Raw genomic sequence first — 23,800 nt, 5'->3', positions numbered from 1 at the left:
ATCGCTACGACAAAGAACAGGCTGAACTGACCGAGAAGATTGAGCAGTACGAGCGGGAAGGCCGTGCTGAACACGATCAGCTGGACAAGATTCAGGATTTTATTGATGAAGTCAGCAAGTACGCTGGCATCACCGAACTGAACTATAAGATTCTGCATCAGCTGATTGACAAGATTCTGGTATCCAAAGCGGAAAAGATCGATGGCGAATACGTCCAGAAAATCCAGATTTTCTACCGCTTTATCGGCCCATTGGATGCCATCGAGTAACAAAGTCAGAAAAGTCACCTCCGAGAACTATCCTACAGATTCCGGCCGGGAGGGAGAACTGATCTTCCGACTTGTCTACCAGCAAGCAGGCTGCAAAAAGCCCTTTTCTCGCCTATGGCTGTCCAGCATGGAGGAAAACGCCATCCGGGAGGGCTTCGCCCACCTCAAACCGTCAACTGAATACGATGCGCTGTACAATGCAGCTCTCTGCCGGGAACGCGCCGACTGGATGGTCGGCATCAATGCGTCCCGGCTTTTCTCGTGTCTGTACGGTCAGCCGCTGGCGGTGGGGCGCGTTATGACCCCGGTGCTTGCCATGACGGTGGTGCGGGAAGCCGCCATTGCCGCCTTTGTGCCGAAGAAATTCTACACGGTTGCCCTGACCCTTGCGGACGGCGGCACCGCATCCAGCAAACGGTTTGCCCAGAAAGCGGATGCCGAACTGCTGCTTTCCAAATGCCGAAAGGAGGAGCGTGTCACGGTGCAAAAGATGGAACGCAAGGAAAAATCCGAAAGCCCGCCGCAGCTCTATGACCTTACTGCATTGCAGCGGGATGCAAACCGTCTGCTGGGATTTACGGCACAGCAGACCTTGGATTATGCCCAAAGCCTTTACGAAAAACGACTCATCACCTACCCCCGCACGGACAGCCGCTTTTTGACGGAGGATATGGCGGCATCCCTTCCGGGGCTGGTGACGGATGTGGGCAAGGCGTTTGCCATGGAGGAACAGCTTCCTATCCATGTGCAGCAGGTCATCGATGGCAGCAAAGTCACCGACCACCATGCGCTGCTGCCTACGAAAAGCATGGCAAAAGCAGACCTTGCTGCCCTCCCTGCCGGGGAGCGGAATGTCCTGCGGCTGATTGCTGCACGGCTGCTCTGCGCTGTGGGCGAACCGCACTGCTATGCAGAAACTACGCTCACCACCATCTGCGCCGGGGAAGAGTTCTCCGCAAAAGGCAAAGTTGTGCTGTCCGAGGGATGGAAAGCCATGGAGCGGAAAATGCTGGGAAAACTGCTGGGCAAGCAGAAAGAAGCGGTTGTTCTGCCGGACGTGCAGGAGCAGAGCCAGTGCAGCGTTGCCGCTGCCGAACTGAAAGAGGGGCAAACGTCCCCGCCGAAGCATTTCACCGAGGACCTTCTGCTTCATGCGATGGAAACCGCCAGTGCAGACAGTATGCCGGAGGGTGTGGAACGTCAGGGCATCGGCACTCCGGCGACCAGAGCCGCCACCATCGAAAAGTTAGTGCAGAAGGGTTTTCTGGAACGCAAGGGCAACAAGAAAACCAAGGTGCTGCTGCCTACCGGCAAGGGCAAAGCCCTTATTACCGTAATGCCCGAAGAAATCCAATCCCCGGAAATGACCGCCGACTGGGAAACAAAGCTGCTGCAAATCGAGCGCAGCGAAATGGAGCCGGAAACTTTTATGACTGAAATTAAAGAAATGATCTCCTCGCTGGTAACGACCACCGAGGCTGCGAAAGGAGCGAATGCGCTTATGAAAAACAAAATTATTGGTGTCTGCCCGAACTGTGGGAAGCCTGTCGTGGAGCGCGAAAAGGGCTGGTTCTGCGAGAACCGGGAGTGCCGTTTCGTGCTGTGGAAGGATAATGCTTTTCTGAAACGGCTCGGCAAACGCATGGACGCTCATGTGGCGGACAAGCTGCTGCGGGACGGTCGTGTGCGCCTGAAGGACTGCAAGAGCGCCAAGGGCAAGACCTACAATGCTATCGTGCTGCTGTCCTGTGAAGCCGATGGCCGCAGCAAGTTTTCGCTGGAATTTGAAGGTGGGTGCTGATGGAGCAACGAAAAGAAGCGGTCTACCTTATCAACGATGAACGCTATCTCCACCTCCGGGAAAACGGTGCAGGAGTCGGCTTTGCCACCTACAATAAGGTGACCGGCGAGCCGCTGGAAAGCGGGCAGATTTCCGAAAAGAACCTGCCGCCCGATGGCAGGAACGCCATTCCTGCTGCCCGGAACTGGTATCTGTTTGAACTTTCGGACGATGACCGCAAGGTCATCCAACAGGAAAGCGTAAAGATCCTCGAAAACATCCCGCAGGCGGGCATCGGCAGGCGGCGCATCTGGGAGCCGGAAACGCTGCCGAAGGATATTCGTCTCATCAACAGCCACTATGACGACCTCTACCGCATTCCCGATGGCGGAGTTGTACAGGTGGATTACCCGGATGGGCGCAGCTTTACGGCACGGCTGGAACATCTGGATGATTATCACTTTGACATGGGCGGTCTGGGCAATGTGTTCCACATCTGCCAGTTTGCCGAGGTCATGGAACGGAACCATGCCGACTTCTACCCGGAAATTCAGACACAAGACGAGCAGGCTGCATGGGAACTGGGCGGCAAGGGCTATCTTGCTATCCAGTCCTGTGAGGATGGCTGGGACTACACCATTTACCACAGCGATTATTCTGTGATGGACGGCGGGCAGCTGGATGCACCGGAACTGACCATTCAGGAAGCCCGTGAGCAGATTCTGGAAGCACACCACATGGAAAAGGGCCGGCGGCTACTGCAGGACTACGATGCAGTCATGGATAAAGTTGCGGAAGCCGAGGAACTGAGTGCAGACCATCGCCCTTCCACACTGGAAAAGCTGGCAGAACTGGCAAGTGATACGTCTGCGCCAAAATCCTCTGCACGTTCTGCACCGGAACTGTGAGGTGGACGATGCAGCAAAAATGGAACCAGAATTTTGACGGTGAACCCATGACAGACATCCCGCAGAAGTTTCTGAACGCAGGGTGCGATGTTTATATGGTGATGCAGTTGCGGCATGACGAAAAAATCCTCGATGAAAGATTTGCTTCCATGCGGGAACTGCATCGTCGTGGCAAAACGCCCGACCCGGAGCATTACGAGGTCACCTACTATGCTGATTTGCCCGTCATGTGGCAGGATGTGCCGGACAACGAGGTTCTGGAAGAACTGTTTCAGATGTTCAACCTCTCCCGTCCGCAGGATTTTGAGGGGCACAGCCTGTCGGTCAGCGATGTGATCGCACTCAAACGCAATGGCGAGGTGTCTGTGCATTATGTGGACAGCATCGGCTTCAAAGATTTACAGGGGTTTCTGGACAAGCAGCCGGAACGCCCTTCGGTGCTGATGAATCTCAAAGAAAAGTGCGATGCCCCGGAGTGCAATCCTACCGTCTGCCGGAAAGCGAGGGATGAACATGAACTTTGACCACGAGGAATTGACCCTGATGATGCTCTACAATACCGGCACCCGACTGGGGCTTATCCACGAGTTGCGGCTGATGCAGTGCTACCTGATGCCCGACGAAACCGCCCTGCGGGAACTGTCGGAGGGTGTTATCGAAAAGCTGAAACTGCTGACCGATGCAGAGTTTGCCGAACTGGAATTTCCACTGGACTGATCTTTGCCGCCTGCGGGCGGCATACATAAAGTATTTTGTTCTTCCAAAAGATATGCTATAATCAAATTAGACAAAATTCCTCTCTTCAAGCGATTTCTCCGCAATTTTCCTGTGGCTCTGCTCGTATCAAAAATAAGGGACTGAATTTTAATTGTCAGAACGGAGGAACCATTATGGCAATCTTTGAAAAGACCATCCTAAACAAAAACTTTGACAAGCTGCTTCGGAAGCTGGAAAATGAAATCCCGGACAGCAGTTGGTCGGAAGATTTAGAGGCAGGCAGTGATTTCAAAGAGGGCGATGCCCGGTGCAGTGTCCGTGTATTTGAACGGTACAGCATGATGGGCGGCAACCGCCTGAGTCTGACACTGACCATGTTCCAGAATGCGGACAGTCCGATCCGGCTGTCTGCCATCACCGCATGAGGCAGTCAAGCGGTGTTCTTCAAGGTGAACACCCTCGGAGAAGAATCTTTTCTGGACGATGTAAAGGACCTGCTGGAAGAAATTTGGGAGGAATAAGATGTTTTACGCTGGAATTGATATGCTGTTCAGCATTCTGTTTCCCATCCTGTTCCTTGTGGTTATGGGCATGATCCTATACACCATCATCGGAAATATCAGCACATGGAATAAAAACAACCATTCGCCGCGGCTGACTGTTCCGGCAACGGTTGTGGCAAAGCGAACGGAAGTTTCTCGCCACCATACAGACAATACGATGGCGCATACGTTCACGACCTATTATGTGACCTTTCAGGTAGAGAGCGGCGACCGCATGGAGCTTACCGTAAGTGGTTCGGACTACGGAATGCTTGTGGAGGGCGACATTGGAAAGCTGAGTTTTCAGGGCACCCGCTATCTTGGGTTTGAGCGGAGCTAATTGCAGCACAATATAAGATGCCTAAAAAGCTATCGAAATTTCAGAATATGTTGTTTCGACTTATGCCAAATTCAATGTTCAAACAAATTGGTTTCAAAAAAGCAGATGTAATCAACTTGTGCAACACGATGTCTGAATTGGATTTCAGCGATTCGTTATGTACTGAACTCGACAACTCGGAATTTGGCGAAGGAGTGTGAATGGATGAAAAAGAAAATAATTCTATCAATAGCGTTTCTGATTAGTTTATTACCAATGTTATTTAACCAATATGGCGGATTAAAAGGTGTACAGGAAATTACCGGCTTGATAAATCTACTCAATCCTATTGGAATAGTGTCTGTCATTTTGTTTGTTTTAGGAGTATGGTTTCCCGTCAAGAAACGAGTTGTTAGTAAAAGTTTAGGCGCATTAGGCGTGATTGGGATTGTGGTCTCCGAAATATATAAATTCCTCACCTGGCATACATTGACTGTCACCGGTGAAGTCAGTTTACAGAATAGCATTCGATTAGCATTCCCCGAGTTTTATATAGGATTGACCATTTCTTTGGTAATGGTGATTGCTTATTTTGTGATTGACAAGTAAACTTGGCATAAGGACAACTTCCCGTTTACCACCCAAGAACATCCATGAGAGAGGAGTGACCGTTATGAAGGAAAACAGAAAACTATTAAAAGAAGTGCTCAAGGACATCCGGCACGACATGACCGATGAGGAAGTGCTGAATCTGCTGGCAGACAGTAAGATCTCCGTCAGTCCTGAAAGCGAAAAAGAAAAGTATACGCTGGGGCAGCGTGCAGCGGATTCCATTGCAAAATTTGCCGGAAGCTGGGCGTTTATCTTTTCCTTTACCGGTGTTCTGATCCTTTGGATGGTGGTCAACACGGTGCTGGCTGCCAAGGCATTTGACCCGTATCCGTTTATTCTGCTGAATTTGGTACTGTCCTGTGTGGCGGCGATTCAGGCACCGCTGATCATGATGAGCCAGAACCGTCAGGAGGAAAAAGACCGCCGCAGAGCGGAAAATGACTATAAAGTCAACTTGAAGACCGAGATCATGATCGAGGACCTGTACGATAAAGTAAACGCCATTCTTGCCAAGCAGTCCGCACTGGAAAAGCGGCTGCAAAACGATGGCAAAAATCATACAAAGCAGCAGGAAAACAACTGAATCCTAGCTTTTTTGCGCCAAAATGGGATAAGCCGGAAAGAAAACGGTGTGCGATTTCATCTCCCGGTGTTGATTTTTGTCTCATTGTGGTAATGGGGGAAAGACAGATACAAGATATTGTTGCAAAAGTATTATTTTTTCGTGAATATTAGCGCTCTTATATTGACAGTGCTAAAAAACAATGCTATAACAGTGGCGTGCTCAGGAGGAAGGGCAAAAGGAGAGCCGCAAGGCTCCCCGGAAAGCTCTTCCGAGTGGACGCTTCAGATTTTTTGCCCCGACCCGAACGCCGGGATTGGAGGAATGATTTATGCTTATGCCGACTGTTTTCCATGAAAACCTGTTCGATGATTTCTTCGATCCGTTCTGGAATGACGCTGCACTGGAACGTATGATGAACCGTGAGGCTCGTGATACCTTTGGTAAGCGCGGTGCAAACATGATGAAGACCGATGTCAAACAGACGGACAACGGTTACGAAGTAGCTGTTGACCTGCCGGGCTGCAAGAAGGAAGACGTTCAGATGGATCTGAACGACGGCTACCTGACCATTCAGGCAGTGCGCAGCCACAGTAATGACGAAAAGGATAAGAAGGGCCGCTATCTGCGGCACGAATCCTTCTCCGGCACCTGCGCACGCAGTTTCTACGTGGGCGATGTGAAGAAGGAAGACATCCACGCAAAGTTCGAGGATGGCGTCCTGCACGTCGAGCTGCCTGCTCCTCAGCAGACGAAGGCTTTGCCTGAGAACCCGAATCTGATTGCAATCGAGTAAAACGCCGGTCGTGTGCGCCAAGGCACAACGCACATAAGATGCCCCCGGAGAGCCGCAACAAGCCCTCCGGGGGCATTTTTTGTTTCCTGGTATTTTTCCGCAGCGGCAAGCCTTCGTCAAAACTCCGGGTGCCATTCATCCCGGATGCCAATGTCAGCACAGATGATTTTTCCGCACAGCGGCGCAGAAGCTTCTGCCATATGCAAAGGCTTATAACTGTCGAAGGTTACGGTCAAATCTGCATGGGCAGCACCCTCGGCAACCTCCCCGGTATCCGTGTTGATGCCGCTGGGCAGGTCTACAGCCAGCACAAAGGTGTCGCTCTTATGCAGACGGCGTATCAGCCCGCAGGCAGCAAGACCGGAAGGCCGAAGTGCGCCATAAACTACCATAGATTCCATAAGCGAGTGACCTGAAAAGGCCGCTCGCTTTTTTGTTTACCACAGAGCTGAAAGGAGGCCAAAATGCCAAACAAAACGCAAGAATACCTTAACCTCGCCCAGCAAACGGCAAAGGAACTGACCCGATATTGGGAAAACTGGTCGGACTACCTGACCACTGCATCCCGGCTGTACAAGTACAGTTTTGCAGACCAGCTGATGATCTACGCCCAGCGCCCGGATGCCACCGCCTGCGCCGACTTTGACATCTGGAACAACCGGATGAACCGCTATGTCAGACGTGGCTCTAAGGGTATCGCTCTGCTGGACGAATCCAGCGGATTCCCGCGCCTGCACTACGTTTTCGATGTGTCGGACACCGGTGTGCGCCGTAATTCCCGTGACCCGGAGGTGTGGCAGTACAACGATGATCTGAAACAGCCTGTTTCGGAAATGCTCGCCGCTATCTACGGCATCAGCGGAGAGCGTGTTAGCCAGCAGCTTGCCGATGTTGCCGGAAAATTGGTGGCGGATTACTGGGACAACAACGGCGGCGACATCCGTGCCATCGTTGACGGCTCGCTCCTGATGGATTATGATGAAGCCGGGGTGGAGATGCAGTTCAAAAGCGCAGCAGCAATGAGTGTCACCTACACGCTGCTGGAACGCTGCGGCTTTGAGCCTGCCGGGTGGTTCGACAAGGACGATTTTCAGGCAATCTACAATTTCTCTACCCCGGATAGTGTCTACGCCCTCGGCGCAGCCGTCAGCGACATGAGCCGAGAGGTGTTGCGGAACATCGAGCGCACCGTAAAAACCACCATTCGCCGCCGAAACAATGAAAGGAGCCAGCATGAATATGAGCAGCAATCTGAGTTACACGCAGACCGGGGATTATCTTCTCCCGAACCTGACCCTGCATCAGCCGAAGACCCCGCTGGGCAAGTACGGCAGGATGCGCCTGAGCTTTCTGAGGCAACAGCGCCCGGTGCTGTACAACACGATGCTCCTGAACGGGAGCCTGTACCCGACCCTGACCGAACTGGAGCAGACCGCAGCAGCGATGAAGAAGCAACTGATGGCCGATTTGCTGGCGAAGAACCCGGCTCCGGACAAGGAGAAGAACCAGATGGCGTGGGTTCAGCACATGAACATCCTGCGGGAGCAGGTCGAGGAAGTGATTCAGACGGAGCTGATCTACAGCTAAGTTTTCTGGATGCCGCCATTCCTACCGAAACCCAGCAAATCGAACATATCGACCGAGCGGAGAGCGAAAAATCGCCCTCCGCTTTTGTTTTGTCGCAGGCCGAGATTGAGAATGAACTGCGCAAGCATGGTTCCGGTTTTCAGGATGGCAAGCAGCGGATCATCGAACTGTACCAGACACAGCCTGACCGCAAACTCCGTGCCAAAGCACTGGCAAAAGAGTACGGCATCGGCGGACATTCGCAGGATTTTCTGGACGGCAGCAGCGGTTTTGTAAATCATGATGGGAAAGGACTTGAATTTGACCACTACCCGGATCATCAAAAGGTTACGTTAAGCTGGGCGCAGGTCGAAAAATATATTGACCTGATGATTCAGTCTGACCGCTACCTGACCGATAAGGAAAAAGAGCATCGTGCCGCCGTGCAGGAAGCGGAACGACAGCTCCCAATGCTGGATGGTGATGCCGCTGCCGAATACAATGCTCTGAAAGAGCAGTACCCCAATACCCTGATTGGCTTTGAACTGGGCGGATATTTTCTGTTCTATGACAAAGATGCAATCACTGTAAAGGAAGTTTTTCGCTCTAATTTGCTGTCACAGGAAAATGCGCTGGGAAAAGTCAAAGTGACCGGCTTTTTGCGCAGAGAGTGGGTAGCAAAATCGCAGAAGCTGTGGGCCGAGGGCAACAGCATCTATCTAGCCGGACAGGGCGGAGATGGTACCCACCATCAGACAAAATATCTGCGAGAGGAAGATTATCTGCCGATCGGCATCATCGTCAAGCTAGATGGCCGGGATTTCCGTGTGGATCACGTCAACTTCATGTTCAAATCCGTCAGCTTGCAGGACATGGACTTGACCAACAGCGGACAGCCCATCTTCCGGGTTGAACGGTTGCCCAATATCCGGGAACTGTATGAACAGCAGCAGGATGAAATTATTGACGTTTCTCCTGAAAAGGCTGTTGATTACAAGGTCGGTGACGAAGTTGTTGTTGACCTTCCCACCCGAACCATCGAAGGCAAAATCGGCTATGTTGGCGAAACCGATGTGCGCATCGACACCAGCGCGCATGGGCAGTCGTGGGATAACGAGGTACTCAACAAGCAGCAATTCGAGGACGGTCTGCGGCGGGATGAACCTACACCTGATGAGGAACTGGACAAGTTGCCTATCTCTGTGGAGGTCAATGGCGAGTGGCAGACCTTTCCGGATGCTGCTGCCGCAGACGAAGCCCTGAACGCTGAACCGATACCGGAAGCCGCAGGAAATTTTCACATCACGGATGATAATTTGGGTGTCGGAGGCCCCAAGCAGAAATTCGCCCGCAATATTGAAGCCATCCAGACCTTGCGCACTTTGGAGCAGGAGCATCGCGGTGCCACCGCCGAGGAGCAGCAGGTGCTTTCGCAGTATGTAGGCTGGGGCGGTCTTGCAGATGTCTTTGACCCCAACAAGGAAAACTGGTCTGCCGAGTACACCCAACTGAAAGGGTTGCTCACCGAAGAGGAGTATGCCGCCGCCCGCGCTTCCACTCTGAATGCCCACTATACCTCTCCGGTGGTAATTCGCGCCATCTATGATGCTGTGGAAAAGATGGGCTTCCAGTCTGGAAATATCTTGGAGCCTTCCATGGGTATTGGCAATTTTTTCGGTATGCTGCCCTCTGGCATGGCTGACAGCCGTCTGTATGGTGTGGAACTGGATTCCATCACCGGACGCATCGCCCAAAAACTATATCCACAGGCCGACATTACGGTTGCTGGCTTTGAAACCACCGACCGCCGAGATTTTTACGACCTTGCCGTAGGTAATGTCCCTTTTGGTCAGTATAAAGTCAACGACAAGGCGTACAACAAGCTGGGATTTTCTATCCACAACTACTTTTTCGCCAAAGCCATCGACCAAGTGCGTCCGGGCGGCGTGGTGGCGTTTGTTACCAGTCGTTACACGCTGGACAGTAAAGATTCTTCTGCCCGCAAGCACATGGCAGAACGAGCCGATTTGCTGGGGGCCATTCGTCTGCCCAACAACGCTTTCCGTGCCAACGCTGGCACGGATGTTGTCAGCGACATTATCTTTTTGCAAAAACGTGACCGCCCCATCGACCACGAGCCGGACTGGGTGCAGTTGGGCAAAACAGAAGATGGCTTTGCCATCAACCAGTATTTCGTAGACCACCCGGAGATGGTGCTGGGCGAGCTGACCACCGAAAGCACCCAGTACGGACGGGAGGAACTCACCGTTGCACCCATTGAGGGTGCAGTGTTGGCAGACCAGCTTGCAGAAGCGGTGCAGCATATTGAGGGCAATTACACTGCGGTGGAGATTGCTGCCCCGGACGTCGCAGATGTGGAAGCACAGCGCAAAACGCTGCCCGCAGATCCTACCGTGAAAAATTTCAGCTATACTGTGGTGGATGGCGAGATCTACTACCGCGAAAACTCCATCATGACGCAGGTGGAATTGTCCGATAACGCCAAGGGGCGCGTCACCGGCATGGTGGAACTGCGGCAGATCATCAATGACCTGATTCAGCAACAGTTGGAGGATTACCCAGATGCCGACATCAAGGCAACACAGGAGCGTTTGAACGCCGCCTACGATGACTTTACCGCAAAGTACGGTCTGCTGAACGACCGTAAAAACGGGCGGCTGTTTGAGCAGGATTCCTCCTATTATCTGCTGTGTTCGCTGGAAAATCTGGACGAGCAAGGGCAGCTTAAATCCAAGGCGGCGATGTTCACCAAGCGCACCATTCGCCCGGAACGCACCGTCACCAGCGTGGATACGCCAAGTGAAGCGTTGGCGGTGTCCATCGGGGAACACGGCAAGGTGGATTTGCCCTATATGGCAGAACTGCTGGGCACACCCGACGAGTACGGGCGCATCACCACTGAATTGTCTGGTGTGATCTTCAAGGACCCTGTCGCCGACCCCACCGACCCGGAAGCGGGCTGGCAGACTGCGGACGAATACCTTTCGGGTAATGTACGCGATAAGCTGCGGATGGCACAGCTTGCTGCGGAAAGTCACCCGGAGTTCAAGGTTAATGTGGACGCACTGACCAAGGCACAGCCCAAAGATCTGGAGGCATCTGAAATTGATGTGCGTTTGGGTGCCACATGGCTTGACCCCTCTATCGTACAACAGTTTATGATGGAAACTTTTCAGCCGCCCTATCGTATCCGCTACAACAATGCCATCACCGTTCGCTACTCCCCTTACACTTCCGAATGGCGGATCAGCAATAAATCTGCTACTGGCTTTGGTGACATTATGGCCACTGAAACCTACGGTACCCGCCGAGCCAACGCTTACAAGATTTTGGAGGATACCTTGAATTTGCGTGACAGCCGCGTTTATGATACCATCGAGGAGAATGGGAAAGAAAAGCGTGTGCTGAATCAAAACGAAACCACCCTCGCCCAGCAGAAACAGCAGGCCATCAAGGACGCATTTGCTGGCTGGGTCTGGAAAGATCCACAGCGACGCGCCCTACTGGTAAAAAAGTACAACGAGCTTTTTAACAGCACCCGCCCCCGTGAGTATGACGGTAGTCACATTCATTTTGTGGGCATGAACCCGGAGATCAATTTGCGAGAGCATCAGCGCAATGCGGTTGCCCATGTGCTGTATGGGTACAACACCCTTTTGGCGCACGAAGTCGGTGCTGGCAAGAGTTTTGAGATGGCGGCTTCCGCTATGGAACTGAAACGTCTGGGCTTGTGTCAGAAAAGTCTTTTTGTCGTGCCAAACCATTTGACGGAACAATGGGCCAGCGAGTTTTTACGTCTGTACCCCCATGCGAAGCTGCTGGTTACCAGCAAGAAAGATTTTGAACCCGGTAATCGAAAAAAATTCTGTGCGAGAATTGCGACCGGTGATTATGATGCAGTTATCATCGGACACAGCCAGTTTGAAAAGATACCCTTGTCCGCAGAACGACAGGAGCGTCTGATTCAGGAACAGATGGATGAAATCGAGGAGGCCATCGAAGAAGCGAAAGCACAGGTTGGCGAGCATTTCACAGTAAAGCAGCTGGAAAAGTTGCGCAAGTCTCTGAAACAGAAACTGGAAAAGCTGCAAGGCGCAGACCGTAAAGATGATGTGGTTACGTTTGAACAATTGGGCGTAGACAGGTTGTTTGTGGATGAGAGCCAAGCGTTTAAGAACCTCTACTTGTACACGAAAATGCGTAATGTCGCAGGTTTGAGTACGAGCGAGGCACAAAAATCCAGCGATATGTTCGGCAAGTGTCGCTATCTGGATGAAATCACCGGTGGCCGTGGCGTGATTTTTGCAACGGGTACACCCCTGAGCAACAGTATGACCGAGATGTACACCCTCATGCGCTACCTCCAGTACAACACCTTGCAGCAGAAAGGGCTGACCCATTTTGATGCGTGGGCTTCTACTTTTGGTGAAACTACTACTGCCATCGAACTTGCGCCCGAAGGCACCGGATACCGTGCACGCACTCGTTTTGCGAAGTTCTTCAACTTGCCTGAACTGATGGCGATGTTCAAAGAAGCAGCAGATATCAAGACCAGCAATCAGCTTCATCTCCCGGTGCCTGATGCAAAATTTGAGACGGTGGTGGTCAAACCTTCGGAAATCCAACAGGACATGGTGCAGGCGTTGAGCGAACGTGCAGCCGAAGTCCACAGCGGTTCTGTTGACCCCTCTGTGGATAATATGTTGAAAATCACGTCGGATGGCCGCAAAATCGGTCTTGACCAGCGGTTGATGAATTCCGCTCTGCCCGATGACCCCAACAGCAAGTTAAATGCCTGCGTCAACAACGTCCTGCGCATCTGGAACGACACCAAGGAGCAGAAGCTGACCCAGTTGATTTTCTGCGATATGTCTACTCCCAAGGGGGACGGTTCGTTCAACGTCTATGATGATATTCGCACCAAGCTGCTCAACGCCGGTGTGCCCGAACAGGAGATCGAGTTCATCCACAACGCAGATACGGAGAACAAGAAAGCAGAACTTTTCTCCAAGGTACGCAGCGGACAGGTGCGTGTGCTGCTGGGCAGCACTGCCAAAATGGGGGCAGGGACCAACGTCCAGACGCTGCTCGTAGCGGTGCATCATCTGGATGTAGGCTGGCGTCCGTCTGATATGACCCAGCGCAACGGCAGAATCATCCGCCAAGGCAACCAAAACAAACAAGTCTACGTCTATAACTACGTCACGGAATCGACATTTGACGCCTACCTCTATCAGACCCTTGAGAATAAGCAGAAGTTTATCTCGCAGATCATGACGAGCAAATCGCCTATGCGATCTTGCGATGATATTGACGAACAGGCTTTATCTTACGCAGAAATCAAGGCTCTGTGTGCAGGCGACCCTCGCATCCGGGAAAAGATGGACTTGGACGTGCAGGTAGCAAAATTGAAGGTGCTGCGCGGAGACTTCCAGAATCAGAAATATCGTCTGGAGGATAAGCTGCTCAAAACTTTCCCGGAGGAGATCCAGAAACAGAAAACCCGCATTGCTGCTTTGCAGCAGGATTCACAGATTGCAGCAGCACACCCGCAAGACAAAGAAAACTTCTGCGGTATGACCATCAAAGGTATGGTGTACGATGACAAAAAGGCTGCGGGCGAACGGTTGCTGCTGGCTCGGCAGGAGATGCCCAATGCCGATATGATGCTGCTGGGCACCTACCGTGGCTTTGAACTGAACATCCGGTTCGACAGCTTCAAAAATGAGCATCAAGCCGTTCTCCGGGCAGAGTTGAGCTATCCGGTATCGCTGGGCGATGATGCGCGCGGCAATATCACTCGTCTGGACAATGCCATCGACAACTTTACGGACCGTATTGCAGACGCTGAAAATGCTCTGCAAAATCTGGAGCAGCAGAAACAGGCTGCAGAGGTTGAAGTGGCAAAGCCGTTTGCACAGGAGGAAGAACTGGCCGAAAAGTCTGCCCGACTTTCTGAATTGAACGCCTTGCTGAACATTGATCGCAGTTCGGCACAGGATTCTCCCGAAAAAACAGAAGAAACTCCCACAACTCGTCCGTCCGTGCTGGCTGCGCTGGAGGAAAAGGTCAACCAACCGGAACCAGTCAAGCCGTTCAAGAGTTATCTGGATAAGGAGGGGCGATAATGTGAAAAAGCGGGAACACCGTCTATTTATTCGTGTGACCGATGAAGAACGAAACCGCATTTTAGATAAGATGTATGGAATGGGCATCCACAGTCTGAGTGCCTATATCCGCAAAATGGCACTGGATGGCTACTGCCTGAATCTCGACCTTCCACAGCTGCGCCGAATGGCTTATCTGCTTCAGAATTGCAGTAACAATCTGAATCAGGTCGCCAAACGCGCTAACGAAAACGGCAAGATCTACTCTGCCGACCTTGCTGATCTGCGCACCCGGCTGGACGAACTGATTTCCATTGGCAAGCAGATTCTGACTAAACTGGCAAATCTCTAAGAAAATTCCCGCAGTTGGAGGACTGCGGGTGTACATATAATGCTTGACATCCTTGCAGTGCAATAGTCGATACCTTTATAATAAGAGCGAACAGAAAGGAAGTGCCTGATATGATGTCTATCCTGAAGAAAATTGTTCTCTTCCCGGTTTCTCTCTTTGTGGCTTTTCTGGCTCTGATGGCGAAGTGGCTGCTCACGTTGTCCAGCTATGTGGTTGCTCCGCTGATGCTCTACATCTTCGGCTGCGGCATCTACACTGCCTACCGCCAGACTTGGGATCAGTTCTTTATCCTGCTGGTAGCTGAGTTCATCTGCTTCGTTCTCTTTTTCGGTGCAACAGCCATCACCGAGGACATCGGACGTTTCAGTGAGTGGCTTGCCGAACTGTAAGAAATAGTTTTAATCGTTTGCCGCCTTCGGGCGGCATTTTTCTTTTATGGGGGTGATTCAGGATGGCCGCGACACGGCTGATCGCGTTGCACAAAAACAAGGGCAAGTCGGTTGCGGCTTGTCTGAAAAGCCGCACAGACTATGTGCAGAATCCAGATAAGACCGAACAAGGTGAACTGGTAAGCTGCTACGAGTGTAGCCCTCTGACAGTCGATGAAGAATTTATGCTTTCCAAGCGGCAGTATGAACTTGCTACCGGGCGCAGACAGAAAAGCGACATCATCGCCTATCAAATTCGACAGTCTTTCAAACCCGGTGAGATCACCGCCGAGGAAGCCAACAAGGTGGGCTATGAACTTGCCATGCGGTTTACCAAGGGCAAATACGCTTTTATCGTTGCCACCCACACAGACCGTCACCACATCCATAACCATGTGATTTTCAACTCCACCGCATTGGACGGTTCAAAAAAGTTCCGGGATTTTTTCTTTTCGGCACTGGCCGTTCAGCGGTTGAGCGACTTGATTTGTCTGGAGCATCAGCTCTCTGTTATTGAAATAAAGCCCTACCGGGAACGGCAGAAACGTACCCTCTATCCACCCAAAGAAAGCAATCGTGATAGGCTGTGTGGCATCATCGACAGCATCCTTGCAGAAAAGCCCAAGGATTACGAAGATTTTCTGCAAAAACTGGAACAACAGGGTTATGAGGTCAAGCGTGGAAAATACACTTCCGTCAAGGGCGCACGGCAGAAGCGGTTCATCCGCTTCAAAACGCTGGGGGCTGGGTACAGTGAGGATGAACTGCAAGCGGTGATTGCGGGAAAAACCGAACACCGTCCGCGTCAGACACAGCCGTTCCAAGAGCCGCCGTTCCAATTGCTGGTTGACATTCAGGCAAAGCTCTCCGAGGGCAAAAGCGAAGGCTATGCACGATGGGCGAAAAAATATAATCTGAAAGAAATGTCCAAGACGCTGATTTTCTTGCAGGAGCACAAAATTGGCAGCGCAGATGAACTGAATGAACGCACAGCGGCGGCAACAGAAAAATACCACCAGCTGGGAGATTCCATCAAAGCCGCCGAAACACGGATGGCGGAAATTGCTGTGCTGAAAACGCACATCGTCAATTACGCCAAGACCCACCCAGTCTACGATGCCTACCGGAAAGCGGGATATAGCAAAAAGTTTCTGGATACTCACCGGGAAGAAATCACACTGCACAAAGTAGCCAAGGCCGCTTTCGATGAAACTGGCTTAAAAAAGCTGCCGAAGGTCAAAGCACTGAATGCAGAGTATTCCGATCTTCTGACCCAAAAGAAAGCAGCCTACCCGGACTATCGCAAGGCACGAGAAGAAATGCAGGAGTTGGTAAAGGCACAGAAAAATATTGAATTGTTCTTCGCAGAAGAAAAAGACGCACAGGAAAAGCAGCAGACCCGATAAACGAAAGTCGCCGAGGATTCTAACCCTTTCATGGGGCGGAATCCTCGGCGACTTTTTTAGTTTATGTAGCAGCGATCCTGCGTTACGAGCCAATCTTCACACAGCCGTTGGGCTTCATCTGTTGAGCGGCACACGCAATTGAACAGCTTGCCGTGCAGGGAGCAGTAGGTGTAACGGATTTTGGGCACACCGTTCTCATCCCGAAACTTTGTGTAGCGTTCCTCACCGGGCATCAGATAAAGCTGCTCCATTTCTGCATCGTCCTTTCCGTTTTCATGTGTCAGGCACACAACGCACCTATTCTATCATGAACTTAGGAATTATGCCATTGACGCTTGCACCAAAAAGCGCCCCGGATTTTCGGAGAGAGTGTGCATTGACACATTCAATAGCGTTCGGAAAGAACGCGCAGCCTGCACCGGAACGGTGCAGATCAGAAAGGGTTTGGGATTTCCCAACAAGCATTTTGCAACGCAAAATTTGCATTTGTGCGCACGAATGCCCTGCTTGCTACAATGGTGTTGGTTCTGAGAAGTTCACAGCCAGTGAGCTATACAGATGCCCAAACCTAAGCTACAATGAAGATGTGCTGAGAGAACGAAGCATTGCTTGAGCTGAACGCTCGTACGCGCAAACTGTTCTCCGCCATCTCCATTGCAGCGTTCGATTGACGCAGGTTGAGTTATCGGCAGATAAAAATGTTGCCGTACATTCGTGTCACAAAGCAAGCTGAATCGGTAATGGGCATAGGCGGAACCGGCATTAATATCCTCGACCGCGTGGGCGGCGGCGATGCCTTCGCCAGCGGCCTCATCTACGCCATGCTGCACGACTACAAGGCCATGGATATGATCAACTTTGCCGTGGCCAGCAGCGCCATCAAGCACACCATCCACGGCGATGCCAACATCACCGACGAAGTAAGCTCCATCCGCAACCTGATGAACATGAACTACGACATCAAGCGTTGAGTTTCGCCTTAGCGCTTCCGTCTGCCGGGAACCGACCGCTGCACGTTGGTTTCCGGCTTTTTTTATACCGTCAGCGTCACAAATTGACACCAATTTATCATTCTTCACGAAGTATGTGCTAAAATCTCTTGACAGCACCTCACAAAATATGTTATCTTTTGTAAACATCCTTGAAAAGATATGACATTTTCTGGGGACCGAACACAAACCGATTTTTCTCTGGAGGAAAGACCCATGAAACAGGAGATCATCCGCAAACTGAGCGCTGCCGTGGCCATGAGCCTCGTTGTTGGCGTCTCTCTGGCCGCCTGCGGCGGCAGCAGCAGCTCCACCGCTGCCGGTGTGACTAAGACCGGCTCTGCCGAAGGCTTTGGCGGTGCTGTCACCGCCACCCTGACCGTGGATGCCAACGGCACCGTTACCGACTGCAAACTGGAAGGCGCACAGGAGACCGAGAGCATCGGCGGCGCTGCACTGGAAGAGCTGTCCAAGCAGGTCGTGGCCGCCAACGGCCCCGCCATCGACGGCGTTGCCGGTGCCACGGTGACCTCCAAGGCCGTCCGGAAGGCCGTTGCCGCCGCACTGGGTGTGGAGCTGGCCGAAGAAGCCCCCGCCGACTCTGCTGCCGCAGCCCCCGCTGAGCCCGCCGCCATCGTCCCGGTGGAAGGCGGCATCCAGATCGGTCAGGCCTATGCTGCCGCCCACGGCACCAAGTGCTTCACTGAAGCGGTGGCTGTGGTGAAGGATGACGTCATCCTCGCCGCCTACCTCGACGATTTTCAGTTCACCAGCACCGATGCAGGCGTGACCGCCGTGCCCAACTCCGACTCCGACTTTGCCGCAGGCTACGCCGAGGGCAAGGTGCTGATGTCCAAGCGGGCCAACGCCGATTATTACAGCAAGATGATGGCTGAAAAGGGCGGCTCCACGGTCGCTCTGGATGCAAACTTCGACGCCATCCAGAACTTTGCCGTCGGCAAGACCATCTCCGAGCTGGAGGATGTGGCCGCCAAGGGTGCCGAGGCTGTGGACGCCGTCTCCGGCGCAACGCTGGTGGATACCGCCGGTTATCTCTCTGCCATCGTGGATGCCGCCAAAAACGCCCAGACCACGCAGGCCGTGGAGTTCAACGGCAGCTCCGAGGACCTGAAGCTGAATGTGGTCTATGGGGCCGCACACGGTACCAAGTGCTTCACCTCCGGCGCTGTCGCCACCGCCGGGGACACCATCGTGCTGAGCTACATTGACGAGTTCCAGTTTGCCGGTTCGGACGCCGGGGTCGTCGGTGTGCCCAACTCCGATTCTGACTTCGGCGCAGGCTACGCCGAGGGCAAGGTGCTGATGTCCAAGCGGGTCAACGCCGATTACTACAGCAAGATGATGGCCGAAAAGGCTGGTTCCACCGTTTCGCTGGATGCCAACTACGACGCCATCCAGAATCACGTGAACGGCATGAGCATTGCCGACGCCGAGGCTCTGAGCAAAGATGAAAAGGCTGTGGACGCCGTTTCCGGTGCCACGCTGGTGGATACTGCCGGCTACGTTGGTGTGCTGGTGGATGCCGCAAAGTAAGGCAAGAAAAATAACGTTCCTCTGAACACAGCAGCGCCCGCCGGGAGATCTCCCGGCGGGCGCTGCTTATTTATTATACGCAGTTAGCACAATCTAACCATCTGGTGGAAGAAAAGGCAGGCCACCTGTATGCAGTCTGCCTTTTGCCTGATGCGAAAGCCCGCAGACGCGCGGGGCTTACAGCACCAGCGAGGGCGCGGTGTAGACCCGTGCCTTCAGCTCGCTGTTTAGCATATACAGCCCCTTGCTGTCACCGCCGAACAGATCCATCTTGGTAATGAGGTCAGCGGCGTTCTTCTCCTCCTCACCCTGTTCCTTGATGAACCAGTCCAGCATCTGCATGGTGCGGAAGTCCCTGACCTCGTATGCGGCGGCGTAGATGGCATTGATGCTGGCGGTGACCAGCATCTCGTGTTCCAGTGCTCTTTTCAGCGGGGCCATGTGGTCGCCTCGTTCCCACTCCGGCTTTGCGATAGCCTCAAAGGTGACGCCCTCGCCGTTATTCTGCAAATACTGACAAAACAGCATGGCGTGATCCCGTTCCTCCTGCGCCTGTACCCGGTACCAGTTCTCAAAGCCGTCCAGTCCGACGGCGGCGTAGTAGTTGGCAAAGTCCAGATACAGATAGGCGGAGTAGAACTCCTTATTGATCTGCTCGTTGAGCAGAAGAGATACGTTAGCGTTCATGATACTTCTCCTCCATAAGATTGTCTTTTCCTGCTCCCGGCATGGGGGCAGATATACCGTACCCAGAGCGATGCTGGGATGCTCCCTTTTTTCATCTCCAGGAACACCTGCTCCGCTTTGGGATGCTGCTGCAGCTCCGTTACGGCGGCCAATATCTCCTCTGCGTATTTTGGCATACCGCCAATTCTCCAAATGCAAGAATGAACCTTATTATTTTGCTTTTATTATACCTATATTTTTTTCTCTGTCAACAACCACAAAGGGCTTGTGCTCCAAAAGCTGCCTCGAAGCCGATTTTCTCAAATTATGTGACGCCGTCACAGTAAAACCGCTTGTCACGCGGTAATACTACGCATAAAAGCACAGCCGCAGAGTACATCTGTGGCTGTGCTTTGTGTTCAGTTGCTCACTGTTGTGTGGACTGGATATGGAGAGACAACATATCTCCCGATCCTACATGGGTTATCTTATCTGCCATCACTCTGGCAGTTTGCCTTGCAGATATGTCGGCATCCCCACTGCGGTCGTATCCGGCCTGACCTTAAACATGGCTTTTTCAATCTACCTCCCTTATCGGTTTTCCGCGATATATTTCTCCGCCATGTGGACTGCCACCGCGCCGTCCGCCACGGCGGTGACCACCTGACGGAGGGGCTTCGTCCTCACGTCGCCCACGGCGTATACGCCGGGAATACTGGTTTCCGTGGTCTCTCCGGCCACGATATAGCCGCCGCCGTCCAGCGCCAGTTGACCCACCGCCAGCGCCGTGGCGGGCTGTCGGCCCACGCTGACAAATACGCCGTCGCAGTCCACCACGCTTTCCTCACCGGTGACGGTGTCCCGCAGGCGGACGCCGGTCAGCCTGTCCCCGGAAAGCAGCGCGGAAACGACGCTGTTCCAACGGAATTCCACGTTTTCGGCCTGTGCCAGCGGCTCGTGATAGATCTTGGTGGCCCGCAGGGTGTCTCTGCGGTGGACGAGGATCACTTTTTTCGCCACGCGGCTGAGAAGGAGGGCATCTGCCGCGGCGGAATTGCCGCCGCCCACCACGACCACCGTTTTGCCCTTGTAAAACATCCCGTCGCAGGCGGCGCAGTAGGCCACGCCCCGGCCCAACAGCTCCGTCTCTCCGGCAACGCCCAGCGTTCTGGGGTCTGCGCCGGTGGCCAGCACCACGGTTTTCCCCCGGAAGATCCCCTCGCTGGTCTCCACGAGCTTGGGAACCGCCGTCAGATCCATGCGGAGAACTTCCGCGTATTCGCTGCGTGCCCCAAAACGCTCCGCCTGCTTTTGCATATTCTCCGCCAGAGAGAAGCCGTCGATCCCGTTCTCAAAGCCGGGGTAGTTGTCGATCTGCTCGGTCAGGGCCATCTGCCCACCGGCGGACAGTTTTTCCAGCACGATGGTGTCCAGCCCCGCCCGTGCCGCGTACAGGGCAGCGGTGTAGCCGCCCGGTCCGCCGCCCACCACGAGCATATCATAAACATGATTGTTGTTCATATCTGAACCCTCCGTTATTTCGCCAAGGCTTCCTGAATGAAACGGTCGATTTCTGCCTTTGAGCCGGGCGCGATGATGGAATCCACGGCCTTTCCGTTCCGGTACAGCATCAGAGTTGGGATGTCCTCGATCCCCTCGGCCCCCGCCAGCTGCGGCTCCTCGTCAATATTGATCTTGCCGACAGCAAGGCTGTCCGCGTATTCCTCTCCAATCTTCTCATACGCAGGGCCGATCCTCCGGCAATAGCTGCACCAGGGCGCCCAGAAATCCACCAAAACAGGCTTTTCCTCCCGGATCAACTGCTTAAACTGCTCCTGATTCATATTCATAGCTGCCATATCTGTCAGCTCCTTTCCTTTGTTTGGGTATTCTCAAGACTCCGGTCTCGTCCCACACCACATTGTGACCTCATCCTGAGGTGACGGTACTCTGCCCTTGGGACATAAAGCAGATGAGTAAGACCATCATCTGTACGAAAATAGCTGCGGTTTGTTGCAGCTTATTCTGCGCAGAGCTCAGCCACCAGAGCGTCCATCTGCGCTTCGTTGGTTTGGTTCAATGCACCACGCAGAGACACTACCGTTTCGTAAAGGTGGATATCCTTCATCTCCTCCAATTTGGTGCGCATCAGCCGCGCGGCAGCAGGTGCCCAAGAGCCGTCTTCAATAAGGCCAACCCGGCGGTTTCGGAATCCCTTTGTCCGTAAATGTTCCAAAAACTCCCTCATGGGCGGAAACAGTCCTCCGTCATAGGTGGCGCTGGCTAAAACCAACTTCCCGCAGTAGAACGCACTGGCAACAGCGTAGGAAAGATCTGTCACAGTGAGATCACATATGTTGACCTGTACGCCTTTTTTCTCTAATTTACCCTTGAGGGTCTTCGCCGCATGGGCAGTATTTCCATGGATGGATGCGTGGGCAATCAGTATGCTCTCCGATTCTTCTGGTTCCCATTGTGACCAGAGATCATAGAACCGCAGACACTCCTCCAGCCCTTCTGTAAGCACGGGACCGTGGAGCGGGCAGATTGTTTTGATCTCCAGCGCGGAGATTTTTTTCAGCAGCGCCTGCACCTGTGCGCCATATTTCCCGATAATATTGTAATAATACCGTCGGGCCTGCGGCACCCAGGGGGCACGGGCAGTCCGTTCCAGTGAGCCAAAGCGTCCGAAGGCATCCGCCGAGAACAGGATTTTTTCCGTTTCCTCATACGCCGTCATCACCTCCGGCCAGTGTACCATCGGCGCCAGCAGAAAGCGCAGCCGGTGCAAACCCAAGGAAAGCGTATCTCTTTCGCCAACCTCCAGCATACGGTCTTCCGACAATGCACCTGTGCCGAAGAACTGCTTGATCAGGGTAAATGTTTTCGCGTTTCCCACGATCTTCATCTCCGGGTACTTTTGTGCCAGCCGCATGAGGCTGCCGGAATGATCCGGCTCCATGTGTGTGACCACAAGATAGTCGGGGCTGCGCCCCTCCAACACCCGCGCCACATTGGAAAGCCATTCTTCCGCCGCCCGTGCGTCCACGCTGTCCATCACGGCGATCTTCTCATCCAGAATGACATAGGAGTTGTAGCTCACTCCCATAGGCTGGACGGAGTACTGGTTTTCAAAGAGTGCCAATGTGTTATCATCCACCCCTACATAGCGGATGGCATCTGTTACCGTTTGGATAGCCATATAAAAAATACCTCCTATTTTCCTTACTCAGACTCTGACTGATAGGTTCTTCTTTTCTAATGGAACATACGCTCAACCGCGGATCGACGGTCGCGCATTTTACCGTTGCCTTGCTTCCCCCAGAGTCGTTACATGTGGTACACCGCAGCGGAGCGAAGTCCTTCCGGCAGGCCGTCGGGCGCAGCAGGTGAAAGTTCCCAGCGTACCTGCCCCGCCCACTGGGAGGCGACGGCGGAGAAGTGGAGCATGACAATACCGAGATCCAATGCGGCATCCAAATTATCGGTGTAGGCATCCTCCTGCTGCACCAAATAGATGCTGTGATCCTGCACAAGGAAGCCATAGGGCTGACGGTTGAGATAGCTGGGGGAGAGCGAAGCGGCGTAGAAGGACTGCCAGAGCATATCGTCGTAGAAGTCTATCATCTCGTCAAGCCCAGACTTGTTGCTCCAGCTCCCCATGTGAACCAAATCATGCACGCCCTTTTTGGGCGCGTAGTACTGCTGCTCGGCCCGCACATCGATCTGAGACATACTTAGGATATTCAGCCGCAGCTTTTTTGCGGTCTTTTCCCCGTAGCCAAAGGCAACGATTGCCGCCACCTCTAACGGGGTGGCGAGAGACAGTGCCTTTTTGATTTTGTCGCTGTCGGTGAAGGTCATCCAGCAGGTGTCAATGTCCAACTCAGTCAGCTTGAGGACGAGATCTTCCATCATGTAGCCGGCGTTGATGGCCGCATAGGAATGCGGGGCAGACATAAGGAGCAGGTAGTGCGGTGCTCCGATGAGAAATTGATTATAGCCCGCTGAGCTCTCCAGCGCCGGCTGTGCATCCTTGTCCAAGACGATCAACTCCGTTGCAATCTCCGGGACAAGACGGGGGCAGGTCTTTTCATAGTAGGATCGGAGCTGGCCGATAGCCTCGCTCGGAACTTCCTTTTCGCAGAATGCGTGAACGGATCTGCGATTTTGGATCATAGCGCTGTAATTCATAGTAGTATCTCC

Annotated in this window: 23 protein-coding genes and 2 pseudogenes; 17 read left to right on the top strand and 8 right to left on the bottom strand. The window is 53.1% G+C overall.

Features of this window, described 5'->3' with window-relative positions:
• From J3348_RS13545 to J3348_RS13500, 10 genes and pseudogenes are all read left to right on the top strand, one after another.
• Positions 1 to 269, top strand: a 269-nt coding sequence (locus J3348_RS13545; protein ID WP_207699159.1) for a DUF4368 domain-containing protein, incomplete at its 5' end; no start/stop codon positions are given.
• Complete coding sequence (locus tag J3348_RS13540) at positions 256 to 2,070, top strand: DNA topoisomerase (protein WP_207699158.1); 1,815 nt, start codon at positions 256 to 258, stop codon at positions 2,068 to 2,070. The genes J3348_RS13545 and J3348_RS13540, both read left to right, overlap by 14 nt.
• Positions 2,070 to 2,957, top strand: a complete 888-nt coding sequence (locus J3348_RS13535) for an LPD16 domain-containing protein (RefSeq protein WP_207699157.1) — start codon at positions 2,070 to 2,072, stop codon at positions 2,955 to 2,957. Before J3348_RS13540 ends, J3348_RS13535 begins: the two co-directional genes overlap by 1 nt.
• Positions 2,958 to 2,965: 8 nt before the next feature.
• Positions 2,966 to 3,481, top strand: a complete 516-nt coding sequence (locus tag J3348_RS13530) for a YodL domain-containing protein (RefSeq protein ID WP_207699156.1) — start codon at positions 2,966 to 2,968, stop codon at positions 3,479 to 3,481.
• Positions 3,471 to 3,674 (top strand): transposon-transfer assisting family protein, encoded by a 204-nt coding sequence (locus J3348_RS13525; RefSeq protein WP_154244646.1) that lies wholly within the window; start codon positions 3,471 to 3,473, stop codon positions 3,672 to 3,674. Before J3348_RS13530 ends, J3348_RS13525 begins: the two co-directional genes overlap by 11 nt.
• A gap of 173 nt (positions 3,675 to 3,847) precedes the next feature.
• Positions 3,848 to 4,195: pseudogene (locus tag J3348_RS13520) on the top strand (DUF6054 family protein).
• 1 nt (position 4,196) lies between these two features.
• Complete coding sequence (locus J3348_RS13515; RefSeq protein WP_207699155.1) at positions 4,197 to 4,556, top strand: DUF2500 domain-containing protein; 360 nt, start codon at positions 4,197 to 4,199, stop codon at positions 4,554 to 4,556.
• 204 nt (positions 4,557 to 4,760) lie between these two features.
• On the top strand, positions 4,761 to 5,144 hold the full coding sequence (locus J3348_RS13510; protein ID WP_097779536.1) for a hypothetical protein: 384 nt from the start codon (positions 4,761 to 4,763) through the stop codon (positions 5,142 to 5,144).
• A gap of 64 nt (positions 5,145 to 5,208) precedes the next feature.
• On the top strand, positions 5,209 to 5,730 hold the full coding sequence (locus tag J3348_RS13505; RefSeq protein ID WP_015564846.1) for a DUF1003 domain-containing protein: 522 nt from the start codon (positions 5,209 to 5,211) through the stop codon (positions 5,728 to 5,730).
• 310 nt (positions 5,731 to 6,040) lie between these two features.
• Entirely contained in the window at positions 6,041 to 6,505 is a 465-nt protein-coding gene (locus J3348_RS13500) for an Hsp20/alpha crystallin family protein (RefSeq protein ID WP_005924644.1), read from the top strand.
• Between the two features lie 116 nt (positions 6,506 to 6,621).
• Here J3348_RS13500 and J3348_RS13495 read toward each other — a convergent pair whose 3' ends face one another.
• Both J3348_RS13495 and J3348_RS13490 read right to left on the bottom strand, forming a co-directional pair.
• Positions 6,622 to 6,906 carry an NAD(P)H-hydrate epimerase gene (locus J3348_RS13495; protein WP_156068789.1) on the bottom strand — a complete coding sequence of 95 codons (285 nt, stop codon included), beginning with the start codon at positions 6,904 to 6,906 and terminating at the stop codon, positions 6,622 to 6,624.
• A gap of 36 nt (positions 6,907 to 6,942) precedes the next feature.
• On the bottom strand, positions 6,943 to 7,755 hold the full coding sequence (locus J3348_RS13490) for a hypothetical protein (protein WP_207699154.1): 813 nt from the start codon (positions 7,753 to 7,755) through the stop codon (positions 6,943 to 6,945).
• On the opposite strand from J3348_RS13490, the gene J3348_RS13485 reads away from it, so the two are divergent.
• The 5 genes from J3348_RS13485 to J3348_RS13465 all read left to right on the top strand — a co-directional run bounded on the left by J3348_RS13485 (position 7,739) and on the right by J3348_RS13465 (position 16,385).
• Positions 7,739 to 8,092 (top strand): TnpV protein, encoded by a 354-nt coding sequence (locus J3348_RS13485; RefSeq protein ID WP_207699153.1) that lies wholly within the window; start codon positions 7,739 to 7,741, stop codon positions 8,090 to 8,092. The genes J3348_RS13490 and J3348_RS13485 overlap by 17 nt on opposite strands.
• 368 nt (positions 8,093 to 8,460) lie before the next feature.
• Positions 8,461 to 14,220 (top strand): DEAD/DEAH box helicase family protein, encoded by a 5,760-nt coding sequence (locus tag J3348_RS13480; protein WP_207699160.1) that lies wholly within the window; start codon positions 8,461 to 8,463, stop codon positions 14,218 to 14,220.
• A 1-nt stretch (position 14,221) separates the two neighbouring features.
• A complete protein-coding gene (gene mobC, locus J3348_RS13475) occupies positions 14,222 to 14,551 on the top strand; it encodes a plasmid mobilization relaxosome protein MobC (protein ID WP_005924636.1) in 330 nt (109 codons plus the stop codon).
• A gap of 110 nt (positions 14,552 to 14,661) precedes the next feature.
• Positions 14,662 to 14,940, top strand: coding sequence for a hypothetical protein (locus J3348_RS13470; protein WP_005924630.1), 279 nt, complete (start codon positions 14,662 to 14,664; stop codon positions 14,938 to 14,940).
• A gap of 62 nt (positions 14,941 to 15,002) precedes the next feature.
• Positions 15,003 to 16,385, top strand: coding sequence for a relaxase/mobilization nuclease domain-containing protein (locus tag J3348_RS13465; RefSeq protein ID WP_005924627.1), 1,383 nt, complete (start codon positions 15,003 to 15,005; stop codon positions 16,383 to 16,385).
• 56 nt (positions 16,386 to 16,441) lie between these two features.
• On the opposite strand, the gene J3348_RS13460 is transcribed toward J3348_RS13465, so the two are convergent.
• Positions 16,442 to 16,636 (bottom strand): DUF3873 family protein, encoded by a 195-nt coding sequence (locus J3348_RS13460; protein ID WP_005924624.1) that lies wholly within the window; start codon positions 16,634 to 16,636, stop codon positions 16,442 to 16,444.
• A 513-nt stretch (positions 16,637 to 17,149) separates the two neighbouring features.
• Here J3348_RS13460 and J3348_RS13455 point away from each other — a divergent pair.
• Together J3348_RS13455 and J3348_RS13450 are read left to right on the top strand one after the other, a co-directional pair.
• A pseudogene (locus J3348_RS13455) lies at positions 17,150 to 17,356 on the top strand (PfkB family carbohydrate kinase); the annotation flags it as partial.
• Between the two features lie 234 nt (positions 17,357 to 17,590).
• The gene (locus J3348_RS13450; RefSeq protein WP_015536769.1) at positions 17,591 to 18,928 is read left to right on the top strand and encodes an FMN-binding protein; all 1,338 of its coding nucleotides are present in this window, start codon (positions 17,591 to 17,593) and stop codon (positions 18,926 to 18,928) included.
• Between the two features lie 177 nt (positions 18,929 to 19,105).
• On the opposite strand, the gene J3348_RS13445 is transcribed toward J3348_RS13450, so the two are convergent.
• The 5 genes from J3348_RS13445 to J3348_RS13425 form a co-directional block, all read right to left on the bottom strand.
• Positions 19,106 to 19,618 (bottom strand): ferritin, encoded by a 513-nt coding sequence (locus J3348_RS13445; protein WP_055185902.1) that lies wholly within the window; start codon positions 19,616 to 19,618, stop codon positions 19,106 to 19,108.
• A 567-nt stretch (positions 19,619 to 20,185) separates the two neighbouring features.
• On the bottom strand, positions 20,186 to 21,115 hold the full coding sequence (gene trxB, locus J3348_RS13440) for a thioredoxin-disulfide reductase (protein WP_015536766.1): 930 nt from the start codon (positions 21,113 to 21,115) through the stop codon (positions 20,186 to 20,188).
• 14 nt (positions 21,116 to 21,129) lie between these two features.
• Positions 21,130 to 21,453: a thioredoxin gene (gene trxA, locus J3348_RS13435; RefSeq protein ID WP_015536765.1), complete on the bottom strand. Its 324-nt coding sequence runs from the start codon at positions 21,451 to 21,453 to the stop codon at positions 21,130 to 21,132.
• A gap of 161 nt (positions 21,454 to 21,614) precedes the next feature.
• Entirely contained in the window at positions 21,615 to 22,796 is a 1,182-nt protein-coding gene (locus tag J3348_RS13430; RefSeq protein WP_015536764.1) for an MBL fold metallo-hydrolase, read from the bottom strand.
• Positions 22,797 to 22,924: 128 nt separating this feature from the next.
• The gene (locus tag J3348_RS13425; RefSeq protein WP_015536763.1) at positions 22,925 to 23,788 is read right to left on the bottom strand and encodes a nitroreductase family protein; all 864 of its coding nucleotides are present in this window, start codon (positions 23,786 to 23,788) and stop codon (positions 22,925 to 22,927) included.
• Positions 23,789 to 23,800: the final 12 nt, after the last annotated feature.

Source organism: Faecalibacterium sp. Marseille-Q4896, assembly GCF_017377615.1.
Classification (GTDB): Bacteria; Bacillota; Clostridia; order Oscillospirales; family Ruminococcaceae; genus Faecalibacterium; species Faecalibacterium taiwanense.
This window is presented reverse-complemented; position numbering and strand designations above follow the sequence as displayed.